The organism is Mycobacterium sp. PTI7 (assembly GCF_056679845.1).
Genome location: NZ_CM155252.1, coordinates 1,541,735 through 1,559,687, shown reverse-complemented (window position 1 = coordinate 1,559,687; position 17,953 = coordinate 1,541,735). Strand labels below are relative to the sequence as shown.

The 17,953-nt window shown below is 70.5% G+C and carries 17 protein-coding genes; 3 read left to right on the top strand and 14 right to left on the bottom strand.

Features of this window, described 5'->3' with window-relative positions; genetic code table 11:
- The first annotated feature begins 1 nt into the window (after position 1).
- Both AC1MEY_RS07630 and AC1MEY_RS07625 read left to right on the top strand, forming a co-directional pair.
- Positions 2 to 979 carry an alpha/beta hydrolase gene (locus tag AC1MEY_RS07630; RefSeq protein WP_480230075.1) on the top strand — a complete coding sequence of 326 codons (978 nt, stop codon included), beginning with the start codon at positions 2 to 4 and terminating at the stop codon, positions 977 to 979.
- Positions 976 to 2,454, top strand: coding sequence for a flavin-containing monooxygenase (locus AC1MEY_RS07625; protein ID WP_480230074.1), 1,479 nt, complete (start codon positions 976 to 978; stop codon positions 2,452 to 2,454). Before AC1MEY_RS07630 ends, AC1MEY_RS07625 begins: the two co-directional genes overlap by 4 nt.
- A gap of 2 nt (positions 2,455 to 2,456) precedes the next feature.
- Here AC1MEY_RS07625 and AC1MEY_RS07620 read toward each other — a convergent pair whose 3' ends face one another.
- The 7 genes from AC1MEY_RS07620 to mihF all read right to left on the bottom strand — a co-directional run bounded on the left by AC1MEY_RS07620 (position 2,457) and on the right by mihF (position 8,269).
- Positions 2,457 to 3,218, bottom strand: coding sequence for an SDR family NAD(P)-dependent oxidoreductase (locus AC1MEY_RS07620; protein ID WP_480230073.1), 762 nt, complete (start codon positions 3,216 to 3,218; stop codon positions 2,457 to 2,459).
- 12 nt (positions 3,219 to 3,230) lie between these two features.
- Positions 3,231 to 4,247, bottom strand: a complete 1,017-nt coding sequence (locus AC1MEY_RS07615) for an acetamidase/formamidase family protein (protein WP_480230072.1) — start codon at positions 4,245 to 4,247, stop codon at positions 3,231 to 3,233.
- A 135-nt stretch (positions 4,248 to 4,382) separates the two neighbouring features.
- Entirely contained in the window at positions 4,383 to 5,591 is a 1,209-nt protein-coding gene (metK, locus tag AC1MEY_RS07610) for a methionine adenosyltransferase (RefSeq protein WP_480230071.1), read from the bottom strand.
- A gap of 114 nt (positions 5,592 to 5,705) precedes the next feature.
- Positions 5,706 to 6,965: a bifunctional phosphopantothenoylcysteine decarboxylase/phosphopantothenate--cysteine ligase CoaBC gene (coaBC, locus tag AC1MEY_RS07605; RefSeq protein ID WP_480230070.1), complete on the bottom strand. Its 1,260-nt coding sequence runs from the start codon at positions 6,963 to 6,965 to the stop codon at positions 5,706 to 5,708.
- A gap of 17 nt (positions 6,966 to 6,982) precedes the next feature.
- Positions 6,983 to 7,279 carry a DNA-directed RNA polymerase subunit omega gene (gene rpoZ / locus AC1MEY_RS07600; RefSeq protein ID WP_480230069.1) on the bottom strand — a complete coding sequence of 99 codons (297 nt, stop codon included), beginning with the start codon at positions 7,277 to 7,279 and terminating at the stop codon, positions 6,983 to 6,985.
- 75 nt (positions 7,280 to 7,354) lie between these two features.
- On the bottom strand, positions 7,355 to 7,909 hold the full coding sequence (gmk, locus tag AC1MEY_RS07595; protein ID WP_480230068.1) for a guanylate kinase: 555 nt from the start codon (positions 7,907 to 7,909) through the stop codon (positions 7,355 to 7,357).
- 36 nt (positions 7,910 to 7,945) lie between these two features.
- Positions 7,946 to 8,269, bottom strand: coding sequence for an integration host factor, actinobacterial type (gene mihF / locus AC1MEY_RS07590; protein WP_029116997.1), 324 nt, complete (start codon positions 8,267 to 8,269; stop codon positions 7,946 to 7,948).
- A gap of 573 nt (positions 8,270 to 8,842) precedes the next feature.
- Between mihF and AC1MEY_RS07585 the strand changes: the two genes are divergently transcribed.
- Positions 8,843 to 9,181 (top strand): hypothetical protein, encoded by a 339-nt coding sequence (locus AC1MEY_RS07585; protein WP_480230067.1) that lies wholly within the window; start codon positions 8,843 to 8,845, stop codon positions 9,179 to 9,181.
- Positions 9,182 to 9,188: 7 nt separating this feature from the next.
- Here the strand turns inward: AC1MEY_RS07585 and pyrF are convergent, their stop codons facing one another.
- Genes pyrF through pyrR form a run of 7 tightly spaced genes read right to left on the bottom strand, consistent with a single transcriptional unit; the run spans position 9,189 to position 17,831 of the window.
- Positions 9,189 to 10,004, bottom strand: a complete 816-nt coding sequence (pyrF, locus tag AC1MEY_RS07580; protein WP_480230066.1) for an orotidine-5'-phosphate decarboxylase — start codon at positions 10,002 to 10,004, stop codon at positions 9,189 to 9,191.
- Positions 10,001 to 13,345 carry a carbamoyl-phosphate synthase large subunit gene (gene carB, locus AC1MEY_RS07575; RefSeq protein WP_480230065.1) on the bottom strand — a complete coding sequence of 1,115 codons (3,345 nt, stop codon included), beginning with the start codon at positions 13,343 to 13,345 and terminating at the stop codon, positions 10,001 to 10,003. The genes pyrF and carB overlap by 4 nt, the downstream gene beginning before the upstream one ends.
- Positions 13,346 to 14,509 carry a glutamine-hydrolyzing carbamoyl-phosphate synthase small subunit gene (gene carA, locus AC1MEY_RS07570; protein ID WP_480230064.1) on the bottom strand — a complete coding sequence of 388 codons (1,164 nt, stop codon included), beginning with the start codon at positions 14,507 to 14,509 and terminating at the stop codon, positions 13,346 to 13,348. It lies immediately after the preceding gene.
- Positions 14,506 to 15,009: a PH-like domain-containing protein gene (locus AC1MEY_RS07565; protein ID WP_480230063.1), complete on the bottom strand. Its 504-nt coding sequence runs from the start codon at positions 15,007 to 15,009 to the stop codon at positions 14,506 to 14,508. The genes carA and AC1MEY_RS07565 overlap by 4 nt, the downstream gene beginning before the upstream one ends.
- Positions 15,006 to 16,304 (bottom strand): dihydroorotase, encoded by a 1,299-nt coding sequence (locus AC1MEY_RS07560; protein ID WP_480230062.1) that lies wholly within the window; start codon positions 16,302 to 16,304, stop codon positions 15,006 to 15,008. The genes AC1MEY_RS07565 and AC1MEY_RS07560 overlap by 4 nt, the downstream gene beginning before the upstream one ends.
- Positions 16,301 to 17,251 carry an aspartate carbamoyltransferase catalytic subunit gene (locus AC1MEY_RS07555; RefSeq protein WP_480230061.1) on the bottom strand — a complete coding sequence of 317 codons (951 nt, stop codon included), beginning with the start codon at positions 17,249 to 17,251 and terminating at the stop codon, positions 16,301 to 16,303. The genes AC1MEY_RS07560 and AC1MEY_RS07555 overlap by 4 nt, the downstream gene beginning before the upstream one ends.
- Positions 17,244 to 17,831, bottom strand: a complete 588-nt coding sequence (pyrR, locus tag AC1MEY_RS07550; RefSeq protein WP_480230060.1) for a bifunctional pyr operon transcriptional regulator/uracil phosphoribosyltransferase PyrR — start codon at positions 17,829 to 17,831, stop codon at positions 17,244 to 17,246. The genes AC1MEY_RS07555 and pyrR overlap by 8 nt, the downstream gene beginning before the upstream one ends.
- Positions 17,832 to 17,953 lie beyond the last annotated feature (122 nt).

The window sequence follows — 17,953 nt, the reverse complement described above, 5'->3', positions numbered from 1 at the left end:
CATGGCGGACACCTCCTCCACCCGGCCCGGCATCGACCCCGCGCTCAAGGCGCTCCTCGATCTGGTCCCGCTCAAGTTCACCGTCGACGACGGCGTCGAGGTGGCGCGGGAGAAGTTCCGTGCGGTCACACCGCCGCCGGAGATGTTGCCCGCCATGCGGATCGAGGACCGGACCGTCGGCCACGGCGCGGTCACCGACGTCCCCGTCCGGGTGTACTGGCCGCCGGTCGACCGGCACGACGACCTGCCGATCGTGGTGTATTACCACGGCGGCGGCTGGTGCATCGGCGACCTCGACACCCACGATCACGTCGCCCGGGCGCACGCCGTCGGCGCCGAGGCCATCGTCGTCTCGGTCGACTACCGGCTGGCACCCGAACACCCCTTCCCCGCGGGCGTCGAGGACGCCTGGGCGGCACTGCTGTGGGTGGGCGAGCACGCCGCCGAACTCGGCGGCGACCCGACCCGCATCGCGGTCGCGGGCGACTCGGCCGGCGGCAACCTGTCGGCCGTCGTGGCGCTGCGGGCCCGCGACGCCGGCGGTCCCCCGCTGGTCTTCCAACTGCTCTGGTACCCGTGCGTCATCGGCGACATGACGGCACCGTCGTTCACCGAGAACGCGCACGCGCCGATCCTCGATCCGGACGTGATGTCCGCGTTCCTGGCCTGGTACGCGCCGGGCACCAGCGTGGCCGACCCGCGGACGCTGCCCACCGACTTCGCCCCCGCCAACGCCGAGACGCTCGCCGGGCTGCCGCCCGCGTTCATCGGCACCGCCGAACACGATCCGCTGCGCGACGACGGCGGTCGGTACGCCGAGATGCTCGCCGAGGCAGGGGTTCCCGTCCAGCTGAGCAACGAGCCCACGATGGTCCACGGGTACGTCAGCCTCGCCCTCGCGTCCCCCGTGGCCGCGGCGGCCACCGACTCGGGCATCGCCGCACTCCGGGCCGCCCTGCACCCCGGTGCGGTCGCGTGACGGCCCCGCAGCACCACACCGTCGTCATCGGAGCCGGCTTCTCGGGCATCGGCGCCGCGATCCAGCTGGACCGCGCCGGTCTGCGCGACTACGTGATCCTCGAGGCCGGCGACGAGCCCGGCGGCACCTGGTACTGGAACACCTATCCCGGCATCGCCGTGGACATCCCGTCGTTCTCCTACCAGTTCTCGTTCGAGCAGAGCACCGACTGGTCCCGCACCTACGCCAAGGGCCGCGAACTCAAGGGCTACGCCGACCGCTGCGTCGCGAAGTACGGCCTGCGCGACCGGATCCGGTTCGGCACCCAGGTGACCGCCGCGACGTTCGACGACGACACCAGCACGTGGCGGATCGACCTCGCCTCCGGCGAGTCGTTGACGGCGCGGTTCGTGGTCAACGCCAGCGGCGTGCTCACCGTGCCCAAGCCGCCCGACATCGCCGGCGTCGAGGACTTCGCCGGCGTCACGATGCACACCGCCCGGTGGGACCACGACCAGGACCTGACCGGCAAGCGCGTCGCGATCGTCGGCACCGGCGCATCGGCGGTGCAGGTGATCCCCGAGATCGCCCCGATCGTCGAGCGCCTCACCGTGTTTCAGCGCACTGCGATCTGGTGTCTGCCGAAGTTCGACGTCCCGCTGCCCACCGTCGCCCGCTGGGCCATGCGCATCCCGGGCGGCCGGACACTGCACCGGCTGCTCAGCCAGGCCTACGTCGAGCTGACCTTTCCCATCTCCGCGCACTACTACACCACCCTGCCGCTCGCCGACCGCGCCGAGAAGCTGGGGCGGGCGTTCCTCGAGCGCGAGGTCCGCGATCCGGTGGTGCGGGACAAGCTGACCCCGCGCTACGCGGTGGGGTGCAAGCGGCCCGGCTTCCACAACACCTACCTGTCGACGTACAACCGCGAGAACGTCGACCTGGTCACCGAACCCATCGAGCGGGTCACCGCGTCGGGTGTCGTCACCGCCGACGGCGTCGCCCACGACGTCGACGTGCTCATCCTCGCCACGGGATTCAAGGTGATGGACGTCGACGCGGTCACGTTCGACGTGACGGGCAGCGGCGGCCTTGCCCTCGCGGACTTCTGGGAGAGCAACCGCATGCAGGCCTACGAGGGCGTGAGCGTGCCGGGGTTCCCGAACTTCTTCTCCGTCATGGGGCCGTACGGCTACGTGGGGTCGTCGTACTTCGCGCTGATCGAGGCGCAGACCCACCACATCGTCCGCTGCCTCACCCAGGCCGGCGAACGGGACGCGGCCCGCGTCGAGGTGTCCGCCGAGGCCAACGACCGCTACTTCGCGGAGATGATGCGCAAGCGGCATCGTCAGATCTTCTGGCAGGACAGCTGCAGCCTGGCCAACAGCTACTACTTCGACCGCAACGGCGACGTCCCGCTACGGCCCGGCACGACGTTCGAGGTGTACCTGCGGAGTCGCCGATTCCCGTTGCGCGACTACGAGTTCACCGGCTGACGTCAGAACTGGACGCCGCGCGTGAGCGCTCCGTCGACGAGCAGGTTGGTGCCGGTGATGAAGCTGGCCGCGCCGCTGCTGAGGAACACGACGGCGTTGGCGACCTCCTGGGCGGTGGCCATGCGCCCCGTCGGGTTGAGGCCCAGCGCCGTCGCGAACAGCTCGGGGTCGTTCTGCTCGATGGACGGCCACACCCCGCCGGGAAAGTAGGTGTTGCCGGGGCTGACGGTGTTGGCGCGCACGCCCTTGCCGGCCAGCTGGTACGCCAGCCCCTGGGTGTAGTGGATGATCGCGGCCTTCATGGTGCCGTACGGCCCTGCGGCGAAGTCGATCTCGCGTCCGGAGACACTCGATATCGTCACGATGGACCCGGCGTCGGCCTCGAGGAGGTGGGGCAGCGCCGCCTCCACCAGGCCCACGGTGCCCATCAGGTCGACGTCGAAGCTGCTGCGCCAGTTCTCCTGGCTCTCGGGGATGGCCAGCGCGCTCACGTTGGCGACCACGCCGTCGATCCCGCCAAGGGCGGTCGCGCTGGCCGCCACCCACGCCGCGAGCGCGCCGGCGTCACCGACGTCGACCGCGGTGCCGATCGCGGTGGCTCCGGCCGCGGTCAGCTCGCCCTGCGCCGCGGTGACCGCGTCCTGGGTGCGGGCGCAGTAGGCGACGGCCGCGCCCTCGGCGAGCAGTCCCTCGACCACCGCCCTGCCGATGCCGCGGGTCCCGCCCGAGACCAGGAAGCGCTTGCCCTGCAGTCCGAGTTCCATGGTGTCCGTTCGTCAGTAGCCGATGGTGCCGAGTGATCGTGCGGCGCTGCGCATCCGGTCGTGCATGCCACCGAAGACCGATGCGGCGGGCAGCAGTCGCTTGTCGACCTTGGTGACGGCGCTGTAGTTGGTGTCGACCACGTTGGCGATCGGCACCTCGGAGATCTGGCTGAGCAATTGGTAGGCGTCGAGGCGGTCGAGCCCGTACAGCTCCCCCAGCCAGTCGATCATCTCGACCTGACCGGCCCGCCACGCCTCCTCCAGCGGACGGCCCGACCCGATGCACATCAGGTGGGTGTCGGACTCGATGCGCGGCCAGGCCGGCGCGGCGCCGCCCTTGACCAGGTCGACGATGGCCGTCACGTTCATCGCGCCCTCGACCGCCGTGCCACACGACTCGCCCTCACCCTGCCGGTAGTGGCCGTCGCCGAGCGAGAACAGCGCACCCTCGACGTTGACGCGCAGGAAACACGTTGCGCCCGTCGTCATCTCGGGGGTGTCCATGTTGCCGCCGAAGTAGTCGGGCACCAGGGACGTGCGGACCTCGCGGTGGGCGGGTGCGACGCCGACGGTGCCGAGCATCGGGTTGGCCGGCAGCCGCAGCTCGAAGTCGCTGGCGTGGGCCGAGAAGCCGACGGTGTGGGTGCCGGCGTCGTAGTCGTAGATGTACGTGCGCTCGGGCAGCGGGTCCTGCAGCGTGGGGCTGGCCGGGATGCTGGTGAGGCCGCCGAAGAACGGGATCAGCGTCGACGCGCCCCACGTGCGGGACGGCGTGAGGTCGACGAGGTGCACGGCGAGCGTGTCACCGGGCTGGGCACCCTCGATCCAGAACGGCCCGGTCTGCGGGTTGAGGTCCTCGGTGTCGAGCGAGGTGGTCGCCACGTCGTCGCGGCTCGTGATCCGTCCGCCGTAGGCGTCCTCGGTCCACAGCGTCAGCGCGGTGCCGGGCCGGATGCGCATCACGGGGTCCGCCCCGCCGAACGTGTAGTTCATCTGGTCGACCGTCGGAACGAACGTGACGTGGTCCATGCGTCCATCCTGCTGGATGCACGCCGTCCCCGCGACCAGACGCAAACGTGCGACCGGACCCGACTCGCGAACAGACGCGAAATCCCCTGTTTCGCGGGGAAACAGGGGACTTGGCGTCTTCTCGCCGAAGCGGGGTTACACGGCGTTCTTGAGTGCGTCCGCCTTGTCGGTGCGCTCCCAGGGCAGGTCGATGTCGGTGCGACCGAAGTGCCCGTACGCCGCTGTGGGCGCGTAGATCGGGCGGAGCAGGTCGAGGTCGCGGACGATGGCGCCCGGACGCAGGTCGAAGACCTCGGTGATGGCCTTCTCGATCTTCTCCGGGTCGACGGTCTCGGAGCCGAAGGTCTCGACGAACAGACCGACCGGGGCCGCCTTGCCGATCGCGTAGGCGACCTGGACCTCGGCGCGCTCCGCGAGTCCCGCGGCCACGACGTTCTTGGCGACCCAGCGCATCGCGTAGGCGGCCGAGCGGTCCACCTTCGACGGATCCTTGCCGGAGAACGCGCCGCCGCCGTGGCGGGCCCAGCCGCCGTAGGTGTCGACGATGATCTTGCGGCCGGTCAGACCGGCGTCGCCCATCGGCCCGCCGAGGACGAACTTGCCGGTCGGGTTGACCAGCAGGCGGAAGTCGGAGGTGTCCATGGTGTCGTGGTTCAGGTCGGCCAGGACGCTGTTGACGACCTTCTCGCGGATGTCCGGGGTCAGCGTGCCGTCGAGGTCGATGCCCTCGGCGTGCTGGGTGGACAGCACGACGGTGTCGAGCCGGACCGGGGTGTTGCCGTCGTACTGCACGGTGACCTGGGTCTTGCCGTCGGGACGCAGGTAGTCGAGCGTGCCGTTCTTGCGGACCTCGGTCAGCCTGCGGGCAAGCCGGTGCGCGATGGCGATCGGCAGCGGCATCAGTTCGGGGGTGTCCTTGATGGCGTAGCCGAACATCAGGCCCTGGTCGCCGGCGCCCTGAGCGTCCAGCGGGTCGCCTGCGCCCTCGACGCGGGTCTCGTGTGCGGTGTCGACGCCCATGGCGATGTCGGGCGACTGTGCGCCGATGCCGATGTTGACGCCGCAGGTGGCGCCGTCGAAGCCCTTGTCGGACGAGTCGTAGCCCACCTCGAGGATGCGGTGGCGGACGGTGTTGGTGATGTCGGCGAAGGCCTCCTTCGCCGTGGTGGTGACCTCACCCACGACGTGCACCTGTCCGGTGGTCACCAGCGTCTCGACGGCGACGCGCGACTTGGGATCCTGGGCGAGCAGCGCGTCGAGTACCGAGTCGCTGATGGCGTCACAGATCTTGTCGGGGTGGCCCTCGGTTACCGACTCACTGGTAAACAGCCGAGCTTTGCTCACGGTTCAGTCCCTTTCACTTGCTTCGTCGTGAAGATCACGTGGTCGTCCCGGTGCAGCCAAGCTGGCCGCACTGTGTCGTGCAACCCTTACACGCAGCGTGTCGGGTGGTTCGAGTCACCCGTCACGGTGGTGGAGGAACGCTCCGATCGCGTCCACGATACGGCTGGCCATCAACGTCTTCGAACCGTGCTCCAGTGCGACCTCGTTGCCATCGGCGCCGAGGAGCCACCCGTCGTTGTTGTCGACCTCGAAGGCGCGACCCTCGCCGACGGCGTTGACCACCAGCAGATCGCATCCCTTGCGCTGCAGTTTGGACCTCGCGTGGAACAGGACGTCGCCGTTGGCGTCGCCCGTCTCCGCGGCGAACCCGACGATGGCGCGCATGTTGGGCAGCTGGCCGTCGGCGCGGGCGCGCACGGTGGTGGCGAGCACGTCGTCGGTGCGGGTGAGTTCGATGGCGGGCGCGTCCGCGGTGTGTCCCGGCTCGTGGGACTTCTTGATCTTGCTGGTGGCGACGTGGGTGGGCCGGAAGTCGGCGACCGCGGCGGCCATCACCAGCACGTGGGCCTCGGGCGCGTGCTTGGACACCGCGTCCTGCAGCTGGTGGGCCGACCCGATGTGCACGACGTCGACGCCGGCCGGGTCGATCAGGCCGACGGTGTGGCCCGCGATGAGGGTGACGTTGGCACCGCGTTGTGCGGCGACCCGGGCCACGGCGTAGCCCTGCTTGCCGGAACTGCGGTTGCCGATGAAGCGCACGGGGTCGATGGGCTCACGGGTGCCGCCCGCGGTGACGAGGACGTTGACGCCCGCGAGGTCGTGCGGCAGCGCGTCGGTGCGCTCGAGCAGCAGGTTCGCCAGCGTGCTGATCTCCTCGGCCTCGGGCAGCCGGCCCGCGCCGCTGTCGGCGCCGGTGAGCCTGCCGGAGGCGGGTTCGAGCACGATCGCGCCGCGACGGCGCAGCGTCGCCACGTTCTCGACGGTGGCGGCGTGGTGCCACATCTCGGTGTGCATGGCCGGTGCGAAGAGCACCGGACAGCGCGCCGTGAGGAGCGTGGCGGTCAGCAGGTCGTCCGCGCGGCCCGCCGCGGCCCGCGCGAGCAGGTCCGCGGTGGCCGGTGCGACGACGACGAGGTCGGCCTCCTGGCCGATGCGGACGTGCAGCACCTCGTCGACGTGCTGGAACACCGTCGTCTGCACCGGGTGACCGGACAGCGCCTCGAACGTGGCCGCGCCGACGAAGTTCAGCGCGGACTCGGTCGGCACGACGCGGACCGAGTGACCGGCCTCGGTCAGCTGCCGGATCAGGGTGCACGCCTTGTATGCGGCGATGCCGCCGGCGACGCCGACGATGATCCGCTTGCGCTCGCCCATGACCGCGCCGGTGACCGCTACTCGCCGCCCTCGGAGTGTTCGAGGAGGTCGGCGTGGATCTCGCGCATGGCGATCGACAGGGGCTTCTCCTGCAGACCGGGCTCGACCAGCGGTCCGACGTACTCGAGGATGCCGTCGCCGAGCTGGTTGTAGTAGTCGTTGATCTGCCGGGCGCGCTTGGCTGCGTAGATCACCAGCGCGTACTTGCTGGAGGCGCGGCTCAGCAGCTCGTCGATGGGCGGGTTGGTGATGCCCAGCGGCGTGTCGTAGGCGTTGGCGGCGTCGGAGTCAAGGCTCTCGACAGGGGTGCTCACGAAGAATTCTCCTGAAGTGTCAGTCTGGGCTGGGTGTTCGGTTGGCCGGTCCGGGCACCTTTTGAGCCCGGACGGTCAACGGCCCACCAGCAAGGATACCAATTCGGCACAAGCCGACTCCAATTGCGCGTTCACGACCACCGTGTCGAAGGTGTCCTGCGCCGCGAGTTCGGTGCGTGCGGTGTCGAGTCGGCGGGCCATCACCTCCGCGCTCTCGGTGCCGCGGCCGGTGAGCCGGCGCTCCAGCGCCTCCCAGTTCGGCGGGGCGAGGAACACCGAGACGGCCTCCGGCATCGCGGCCTTGACGGCCCTGGCGCCTTCGAGGTCCACCTCGATCAGGACGGGACGACCCGCTGCGGCGGCCTCCCGGACGGGAGCCGCCGGGGTGCCCGAACGGTGCAGCCCGCCGTGGATGTCCGCCCACTCGAGGAGGGCGCCGTCGTCGATCAGCCGTTGGAACCGTTCTGCGGTGACGAAGGTGTAGTCGACCCCGTCCACCTCGCCGGGGCGCGGGGCCCTGGTGGTGGCGGAGACGCTGAAGTGCAGGTCGGGGATCCGCTCGCGCAGACATCGCACGACGCTGGACTTACCGACGGCAGAGGGACCGGACAGCACCACGACGCGTGTCATGGGCGTCCGGCCCCTCGGCCGGCGAACACGTATTGCCTAATCGCTGGTGAAGTCGAACTTCTCCAGCAGCGCCTTGCGCTGACGATCGCCGAGGCCGCGCAGGCGGCGGGTCGGAGCGATCTCCAGTTCGGTCATGATCTCCTGCGCCTTGACCTTGCCGACCTTGGGCAGTGCCTCCAGAAGTGCGGAGACCTTCATCTTGCCCAAGACCTCATCGGACTCGGCGTCCTTGAGAACCTGCTTGAGGTTGGTGCCGCCGCGCTTGAGCCGATCTTTGAGCTCAGCTCGTGCTCGACGTGCGGCAGCAGCCTTCTCCAACGCTGCCGCGCGCTGCTCGTCGGTCAACTGGGGAAGGGCCACGGTTTCCTCCGTCTCTCGCCGTACAAATGTTGTGTCTTGACTGGTAGAACCAGCCAGCGTGGACGACCGTACCCACGCTGGCTGACGAAAGCTAACCCCACCCCCGCTTCGGAAGGCCGTTTTCCCAGCGTGTAAGGCGCGAGTGGGCGACGTCGGACCATTGCGAGCAGTGCCGACGTCGCGGTGCCGGTCCCCCGCCGACTGCCGACATGCCTGTTCATCTGGGGTTTTCGGGAATTCGCCGGGAAATCCCGACGACCGGCGAGGTTGCCGGGGCGGCCGCGGCGCGTCCGGGCGACCTCGCATTTCATAATTTTCGCTGGTCACCGCGTGTCGGGCGTGTCGTGACCGTGATCGGACACGGCGTCACGTCCCGTCCGTCACAGCCGTTACTCCGGTCACGTCGGCCACTCGCAATCCTCCGCGCCCCCGGCAGCGCGCGGCGGTGACCGATCCGAGACCGGACGCACAGCGGCCACCTAAGCAGTACACGGGGCGGTCCCATCGGCCGTTCCTAGCGTTCCGAGTGTGCGGCGAACTCGCGCCGCACGGACGAAGACGGAGTACCAGGACATGACCTTCACGCGAGCGCTGGGCGCATCGACGATCGCACTCGGAGTCGGCCTCGGCGCCGTCCTCGGCATCGGGTCGGCCGCCGCCGATCCGGGCCGGCCGTGCAACGCGCCGGGCGCCCCGACCTGCCAGGACCAGGGTCAGAACCGTGGCGGGCAGAACGACCAGAACCGCAACGACCGGGGCCCCGCGCCCGCCGGCTGGCAGAACCGCGGCGTCGACCAGGGTCGTCAGGACCACCAGCCGTTCAACTGGAACGGCCAGCAGGTCACGCCCATGCCGGCCGGCAACGGCGCGGGTTGGGGCTTCTGGTTCCTCGGCCTGTGGATCCCGCTGTGACCGCGGGTTAGGGCCGCAGGTGGGCCACGGCGTCGCGCATGCGCTCACCGGCAGCACGCAGCGCGGCGACGTCGGGGCCCGCCCGCAGCACCTCGCGTGACACGGCGGGCAGCAGCGTCCCCGTGGTCGCTCCCCCGAGGCCCGCCAGCGCGTCGGGCCGGCCGCCCTGGGCGCCGACGCCGGGGATCAGCACCGGGCCGCCGAGATCGCTCAGGTCGGGCACGTCGGTCAGCGTCGCACCCACCACCACGCCGACGGATCCGGTGCCGGTGCGCGCGTTCTCCGCGGCGGCGTGGTCGACGATCGTCTGCGCGACCGTGCGTCCGCCCGCGACGGCACGCTGCACCTCGGCGCCCTCGGGATTCGACGTGGCCGCGAGTACGAACACGCCGCGGTCGTTCGCCTCGGCGGTGTCCAGCAGCGGCCGCAGCGACCCGAAGCCGAGGTAGGGCGACGCGGTGACGGCGTCGCAGGCCAGTGGCGACGCACCGGCCCAGGCCGTGGCGTAGGCGGCCATCGTGGTGCCGATGTCGCCGCGCTTGGCGTCGGCGAGCACCAGCACGCCGTCGCGGCGCAGCGCGGCCATGGTCTCCTCGAGCACCAGGAAGCCCGCGGCGCCGTAGGTCTCGAAGAACGCGACCTGCGGCTTGACGACGGCGAAGCCCGCGAAGGCCTCGATGCACGCCTGGCTGAACGCGCGCAGCCCGCGGGCGTCGGCGGTCAGTCCCCATGCTTCGAGGAGTTCGGGATGCGGGTCGATGCCGAGGCACAGCGGCCCCCGTGCCGCGGTCGCCGCGGCCAACCGCGTCCCGAACGCCGTCACTGGTGGGCGCCGAGTGAGCTGTGCAGCTCCTGCAGCGACCGCACCCCGATGTCACCCCGGATGCCGGCCTCGATGCCCTGCACCGCCGCCGACGCGCCCTGGACGGTGGTCACGCAGGGGATGTTCATCGCGACGGCGGCCGAGCGGATCTCGTACCCGTCGATGCGCGGTCCCGAGTTGCCGTACGGCGTGTTGATCACCATGTCGACCTCGCCGGCGCGGATCGCCTCGACCGCCGACATCGCGGGCCGGTCGGGGGTGGCCTCCTCGAAGTGCTTGCGCACCTCGTCGCAGGGAATGCCGTTGCGGCGCAACATCTCCGCGGTCCCCTCGGTGGCCAGCACGCGGAAGCCGAGGTCGGCGAGCCGCTTCACCGGGAACACCAGCGACCGCTTGTCGCGGTTGGCCACCGACACGAACACGGTGCCGCTGGACGGCAGCGATCCGTAGGCGGCGGTCTGGCTCTTGGCGAATGCGGTGCCGAAGTCCCGGTCGATGCCCATGACCTCGCCGGTCGACTTCATCTCGGGGCCGAGCAGCGAATCGACCTGCGAGCCGTCGGTCTTGCGGAACCGGTTGAACGGCAGCACCGCCTCCTTGACCGCGATCGGCGCGCCGGGCGAGATGCTGGCCCCGTCGCCGCTGGCGATCAGCACGCCCTCCTCGCGGAGCTGGGCTATGGTCGCGCCGAGCATCACGCGGGCGCACGCCTTGGCCAGCGGCACGGCCGTCGCCTTCGACACGAACGGCACCGTCCGGCTCGCCCGCGGGTTGGCCTCGAGGACGTAGAGCACGTCGTCCTTGAGCGCGTACTGGACGTTGAGCAGGCCGATGACGCCGACGCCGTGCGCGATGGCCTCGGTGGCCCGTCGCACCGACTCGATGTCCTGGCGGCCCAGCGTGACCGGCGGCAGCGCGCACGCGGAGTCGCCGGAGTGGATGCCCGCCTCCTCGATGTGCTCCATCACGCCGCCGATGTAGACCTCGGTCCCGTCGCACAGCGCGTCGACGTCGATCTCGATGGCGTCCTCGAGGAACCGGTCGACGAGCACGGGATGCTCGGGCGACAGCTCGGTGGCGCGGGTGATGTAGCCCTCGAGCGTCTCCTCGTCGTACACGATCTCCATGCCGCGCCCGCCGAGCACGTACGACGGGCGGACCAGGACCGGGTAGCCGATCTCGGCGGCGATCTTGCGGGCCTGGTCGAAGCTGGTGGCCGTGCCGAACCGCGGCGCGGGCAGCCCGGCGGCGTTGAGCACCTCGCCGAACGCCCCGCGGTCCTCGGCCAGGTCGATCGCCTTGGGCGGCGTGCCGACGATCGGGACGCCGGCCCGCTCGAGCTTCTCGGCGAGGCTGAGCGGCGTCTGCCCGCCGAGTTGCACGATGACCCCGACCACGCCAGGACCGCCCTCGCCAGAGGCCTGTTCGGCGCGGTACACCTCGAGGACGTCCTCGAACGTGAGCGGCTCGAAGTACAGCCGGTCGGCGGTGTCGTAGTCGGTGGACACCGTCTCGGGGTTGCAGTTGATCATCACGGTCTCGAAGCCGGCCTCGCTGAGCGTGGTCGCGGCGTGCACGCAGCTGTAGTCGAACTCGATGCCCTGGCCGATGCGGTTGGGCCCGGAGCCCAGGATCAGCACCTTGGGCTTCTCGGTCTGCGGCGCCACCTCGGTCTCGGCCGACGGGTCGAGTTCGTAGCTGCTGTAGTGGTACGGCGTCTTCGCCTCGAACTCGGCGGCGCAGGTGTCGACGGTCTTGTACACCGGGTGGATCCCGAGCCGCTGACGCAGTGCGCGCACGCCCATCTCGCCGGCGAGTTCGTCACGCAGCGCGGCGATCTGGCGGTCGGACAGCCCGCTGTGCTTGGCCCGGCGCAGTAGCTGCTCGTCGAGGACGGGTGCCACCCGCAGTTCGTCGCCGAGCGACACCAGGCCGTCGATCTGGTCGACGAACCACGGGTCGACGCCGGACGCCTGCGCGACCGCCTCCACGCTCGCGCCGAGCCGCAGCGCCATCTCGATGTCGTAGAGCCTGCCGTCGGTGGGCGTCCGCAGCCGGGTCAGCAGCTCCTCGACGCCGACGTCGGGATCGGGCTTGGTCCAGAAGCCGGTGCGGCCCGCCTCGAGCGACCGCATGACCTTGCCGAGCGCCTCGATGAAGTTGCGGCCCAGCGACATCGCCTCGCCGACCGACTTCATCGTGGTGGTCAGCGTGGGGTCGGCGCCGGGGAACTTCTCGAACGCGAAGCGGGGCGCCTTCACGACCACGTAGTCGAGCGTCGGCTCGAAGCAGGCCGGCGTCTCCTTGGTGATGTCGTTGACGATCTCGTCGAGGGTGTAGCCGATCGCCAGCTTGGCAGCGATCTTCGCGATCGGGAAGCCGGTGGCCTTGGACGCCAGCGCACTCGACCGCGACACCCGGGGGTTCATCTCGATGACGATCAGGCGGCCGTCGGCGGGGTCGATCGCGAACTGGATGTTGCAGCCGCCCGTGTCGACGCCGACCTCGCGCAGGATCGCGATGCCGAGGTCGCGCATCGTCTGGTACTCGCGGTCGGTCAGCGTCATCGCCGGGGCGACGGTCACCGAGTCGCCGGTGTGGACGCCCATCGGGTCGAAGTTCTCGATCGAGCACACGACGACGACGTTGTCCTTGCCGTCGCGCATCAGCTCGAGTTCGAATTCCTTCCAGCCGTAGATGGATTCCTCGATCAGCACGTTGGCCGACGGCGAGGCGGCGAGGCCGTCGCCGGCCATCCGGTCGACGTCCTCGGCGGAGTAGGCCATGCCCGAGCCCAGGCCGCCCATGGTGAACGAGGGCCGCACGACGACCGGCAGGCCGAGTTCGACGACGGTCTCGCGGACCTCGTCCATGGTGAAGCAGACCCGCGACTTGGCCGACTCGCCGCCGACCTTAGCGACGATGTCCTTGAACTTCTGCCGGTCCTCACCGCGCTGGATGGCCTCGAAGTCGGCGCCGATCAGCTCGACGTCGTACCGCTCGAGGGCGCCGTTCTCGGCGAGGGCGACGGCGGTGTTGAGCGCCGTCTGGCCGCCCAGGGTGGCGAGCAGCGCGTCGATCTTGTTGCCCCGCTCGGCCTGCTGGGCGATGACCTTCTCGACGAAGGTCGCCGTGATGGGCTCGACGTAGGTGTTGTCGGCGTATTCGGGGTCGGTCATGATCGACGCCGGGTTGGAGTTGATCAGCGTGACCTGGAGCCCCTCCGCGCGCAGCACGCGGCACGCCTGGGTGCCGGAGTAGTCGAACTCGGCCGCCTGCCCGATCACGATGGGTCCCGATCCGATCACCAGGACGTGGTTGATGTCCGTACGGCGTGGCATCTAGTTGCCCTCCCCTGCCATGAGTTCGACGAACTGGTCGAAGAGATAGTTCGCATCGTGCGGACCGGCCGCCGCCTCCGGGTGGTACTGCACCGAGAACGCGCGGCCGTCGATCAGCCGGATCCCCTCCACCACGCCGTCGTTGGCGCAGGTGTGGCTGACGATGGCTCGGCCGAACGGCGTGTCGAACTCCTCGCCGGCCTCGCCCTCGAGCGCGAACCCGTGGTTCTGCGCGGTGACGGCGACGCGGCCGGTGAGGTGGTCCATCACCGGGATGTTGATGCCGCGGTGGCCGAACGTCATCTTGTAGGTCGAGCGGCCCAGCGCGCGGCCGAGCAGCTGGTTGCCGAAGCAGATGCCGAACAGCGGGATCCCTGCGTCGAGCACCGCCTGGGTGACGGCGACGACGTGGTCGGCGGTGGCGGGGTCGCCGGGGCCGTTGGACAGGAACACCCCGTCCGGCTTGATCTCCGCGATCTGCTCGAACGTCGCGCTCGAGGGCAGGATGTGGCTGCGGATGCCGCGTTCGGCGAAGTTGCGCGGGGTGTTGGTCTTGATGCCAAGGTCCACCGCGGCGACGGTGAGCCGGTGCCCGCCTTCGGGTTCCACCACGTAGCCGGCGTCGGTGCTGACCGCGCCCGCGAGGTCGGCGCCCAGCATCGACGGCTGGCGGCGCACCCGGTCGACCAGTTCGTCGATCGGCGCGTCGGCGGCGTCGCCGCTGAAGACGCCCGCCTTCATCGATCCGACCGTGCGCAGGTGACGGACCACGGCCCGGGTGTCGATGCCCGCGATGCCGACGATGCCCTGGCGGGTGAGTTCGTCGTCGAGGGTGCCGGTGGCGCGCCAGTTGGACGCGCGCGGCGAGGGATCGCGCACCGCGTACCCGGACACCCAGATCTTGTCGCCGCGGCTCTCGGCGTCCTCGTGATTCCAGCCGGTGTTGCCGATCTGGGGTGCGGTGGCCACCACGATCTGGCCGTAATAGCTCGGATCGGTGAGCGTCTCCTGGTAGCCGGACATGCCGGTGGAGAAGACGGCCTCGCCGAGGGTCTGGCCGACGGCGCCGAACGCGGTGCCGGTGAAGACCCGTCCGTCGTCGAGCACCAGTACGGCCCTCGGCCCGCGTGGTCCGATGCGCGATCCGCTGCGCTGCTCGCTCATGCGGCGTCCTCCTGTACCCAGTTGGCGAGTTCGCGGCGGTCGTCGCTGCGGAACCCGGTGTCGATCTCGGTGCCCGAGGGCAGTGTCCAGCGGATGGCTAGCACGCCCTCGTGGGTGAGCGCCTTGCCCGCGATGCCGCGTTCGGTGCGGATGGCGGTGATGGACTCGTCGGGGATCCAGATCGGGCTGGCTCCCGTGCGCTGCAGCATGATGCCCTCCGGGTAGCGGGTGAGCACGGCCTTGCTGCGGAAGCCGAGGTCTCCCACGGCGATCCGGTCCTGCCAGCTCGGTGCGAGCGTGCTGCCGACGTAGAGCCCGCGGGTCGCGGGGATCAGTGCGGGACCGACGGTGTCGGGCATCGCCGGGAGCCTGCCCACCAGTTCCACCTGGCGCTGCGCGCGTCGCAGCCAGCCGCGCATCATCTGCCGGATGAAGAACGCGATCAGCACCGCGAGGACGGCGGCCAGGACCAGCGACGCGACCAGTGTGGGCGTGTTCACGGGGCCATCACCTTGCCGTCCCGCGCGGTCACCCTGCCGCGCAGCGTCGTCAACGTGACGACGGCGGGCAGCGTCATCGACTCGTAGGGCGTGTTGTCCGACCGGCTGGCGAGGTCCGAACCGGTGACGGTCCACGTCGCGTCGGGGTCGACGACGGTGAGGTTCGCCGGCTCGCCCACCGCCAGCGGGCGCCCCTGGTCGGGGAGGCCGACGATGGCGGCGGGCGCCTCGCTCATGACCCGTGCGACGTCGCGCCACGTGAGCAGGCCGGTGCCGACCATGGTCTCGGCGATCACCGACAGCGCGGTCTGCAGGCCCAGCATTCCCGGTCGCGCCGAGGCGAATTCGCACATCTTCTCGTGTTCGGCGTGTGGCGCGTGATCGGTGGCGACGCAGTCGATCACCCCGTCGGCGAGCGCCTGCCGCAGGGCCAGCACGTCGCTCGCCTCGCGCAGCGGCGGGTTGACCCGGTTGCGGCCGTCGTAGTCCGACAGCCGCGCGTCGTCGAGCAGCAGGTGGTGCGGGGTCACCTCCGCGGTGATCGCGATGTCCTGCTCCTTGGCCCACCGGACGAGTTCGACGGTGCCCGCGGTCGACGCGTGGCAGATGTGGACGCGCGCGCCGGCGTCGCGGGCCAGCAGCGCGTCGCGCGCGACGATCGACTCCTCGGCCGCGCGCGGCCAGCCCATCAGTCCGAGGCGTGCGGCGTGGGGTCCCTCGTGGGCGACGGCGCCGACCGTGAGCCGCGACTCCTCGGCGTGCTGCGCGATCAGGACCCCGAGGCCGGTGGCGTATTCGAGGGCGCGGCGCATCACCAGCGGGTCGTCGACGCAGATGCCGTCGTCGGAGAACATCCGGACCTTGCCGACGCCCGCGGCCATCAGGCCCATCTCGGTGAGCTGCTTGCCGCCCAGACCCACCGTCACCGCGCCGACGGGGTGCACGTCGACCAGGCCGACCTGCTGGCCGCGGTGCCAGACGTGGTCGGTGACGACGGCGGTGTCGGCGACGGGGTCGGTGTTGGCCATCGCGAACACGGCGGTGTATCCGCCGAGTGCCGCTGCCGCGGAACCGGTCTCGATGTCCTCGGCATACTCGCGGCCGGGTTCGCGCAGGTGGGTGTGCAGGTCCACGAAGCCGGGCAGCAGCACCTGGTCGCGGGCCTCGACGACGTCGACGCCGTCGGCGGCGGTCAGGTCCGGCCCGATCTCGGCGATCTGGCCGTCGGACACCAGCACGTCGACGGGGTCGCCCTCGCCGTAGAGCCGGACGCCCCTGATGATCAGGCTGGTCATGCACTCACCTCCGCGCCGCTGCCCACGAGCAGGTGGAACAGGACTGCCATTCGCACGTGTACTCCGTTCGAGACCTGTTGCAGCACGGCCGATCGTGAGGAGTCGGCCACCGCGGAGGCGATCTCCATGCCCCGCAGCATCGGCCCGGGGTGCAGTACGACGACGTCGTCGGACAGCCCCGCGAGCCGTCGGTCGGACAGCCCGTACCGCACCGAGTACTCCCGCGCCGAGGGGAAGAACCCGCCGTTCATGCGTTCGGCCTGCACCCGCAGCATCAGGACGACGTCCGCCCCCGGCAGTTCGGCGTCGAGGTCGTGCGACACCGTCACCGGCCACGTGGAGACGCCGGTCGGCAGCAGGGTCGGTGGGGCGACGAGGACCACCTCGGCGCCGAGGGTGGCCAGCAGCGAGACGTTGGACCGGGCGACGCGGCTGTGCAGCACGTCGCCGACGATGACGACCCGCCTGCCCTCGACGGAACCGAGGCGCTGCCGGATGGTCAGCGCGTCGAGCAGGGCCTGCGTCGGGTGTTCGTGCATCCCGTCGCCGGCGTTGATGATCGAGGGACCCGCACCGTTGGGCTCGGCCGTCCACTCCGCCAGCTGCTGCGCCGCTCCGGACGCCGGATGGCGGATGATCAGCGCGTCCGCACCCGCCGCGCGCAGCGTGAGTGCGGTGTCGCGCAACGACTCTCCCTTGGCGACCGACGATCCCGACGAGCTGACGTTGATGACGTCGGCGCTCATCCACTTCCCCGCGACCTCGAACGACACCCGGGTGCGGGTCGAGTTCTCGTAGAACATCGTGATGACGGTGCGGCCGCGCAGCGTCGGAAGTTTCTTCACCTCGCGGCCGAGCAGCGCCTCGCGGAAGCGGTCGGCGTCGTCGAGGATCGCGGTGGCCTCGTCGCGGCCGAGGTCGGCGGCCGCCAGCAGGTGTCTAGTCACGGGTGGGCCCTCCGGTGCTCGCGATCGTCACGCCCTCGTGCCCGTCCTGCTCGGCCAGCCGCACCTTGACGTTGTCGTGGCGCGACGTCGGCACGTTCTTGCCGACGTAGTCGGCGCGGATCGGGAGTTCGCGGTGGCCGCGGTCGACGAACACGGCGAGCTGCACCGCCCGGGGCCGGCCGACGTCGCGGAGCGCGTCGAGCGCGGCGCGCACGGTCCGCCCGGAGTACAGCACGTCGTCGACGAGCACCACGATCGCGCCGTCGACGCCGCCGTCCGGGATGGTGGTCACGGCGAGCGCGCGCGGCGGCTTGGACATCAGGTCGTCGCGGTAGAGCGTCACGTCGAGGGCACCCGCCTGGACCGGCACGCCGGAGAACTCGGCGATGTTGTGGGCCAGGCGCGAGGCGAGCGTCACACCGCGGGTGGGGATGCCGAGGAGCACGACGCGCGGAGCGTCGGGACCGCCGAGTGCGGTCTTCTCGATGATCTGGTGTGCGATACGGGAAATGGTGCGGCTCACGTCCGCCGCGGACATCAATTCCCGGTCTGCGTCGGCAGGGCCGGTCGAGGTGGGCATGGGCGTACCCGGACCTCCTTCTCCGCCTCTCTGGACGGATCGTTAAAGGACGTCGAACTGCCGGGACTCTATCACCACCGGGGCGGGGCACCACGATCGGCGAGCACTGCCGCGGACGCCCG

Bases quoted from the DNA above. Each gene is read 5' to 3' on its own strand.
- AC1MEY_RS07630 (WP_480230075.1), top strand. From the start codon at position 2: ATGGCGGACACCTCCTCCACCCGGCCCGGCATCGACCCCGCGCTCAAG.
- AC1MEY_RS07620 (WP_480230073.1), bottom strand. From the start codon at position 3,218: ATGGAACTCGGACTGCAGGGCAAGCGCTTCCTGGTCTCGGGCGGGACC.
- AC1MEY_RS07615 (WP_480230072.1), bottom strand. From the start codon at position 4,247: ATGGACCACGTCACGTTCGTTCCGACGGTCGACCAGATGAACTACACG.
- coaBC (WP_480230070.1), bottom strand. From the start codon at position 6,965: ATGGGCGAGCGCAAGCGGATCATCGTCGGCGTCGCCGGCGGCATCGCC.
- gmk (WP_480230068.1), bottom strand. From the start codon at position 7,909: ATGACACGCGTCGTGGTGCTGTCCGGTCCCTCTGCCGTCGGTAAGTCC.
- AC1MEY_RS07585 (WP_480230067.1), top strand. From the start codon at position 8,843: ATGACCTTCACGCGAGCGCTGGGCGCATCGACGATCGCACTCGGAGTC.
- carB (WP_480230065.1), bottom strand. From the start codon at position 13,345: ATGCCACGCCGTACGGACATCAACCACGTCCTGGTGATCGGATCGGGA.
- carA (WP_480230064.1), bottom strand. From the start codon at position 14,509: ATGAGCGAGCAGCGCAGCGGATCGCGCATCGGACCACGCGGGCCGAGG.
- AC1MEY_RS07560 (WP_480230062.1), bottom strand. From the start codon at position 16,304: ATGACCAGCCTGATCATCAGGGGCGTCCGGCTCTACGGCGAGGGCGAC.
- pyrR (WP_480230060.1), bottom strand. From the start codon at position 17,831: ATGCCCACCTCGACCGGCCCTGCCGACGCAGACCGGGAATTGATGTCC.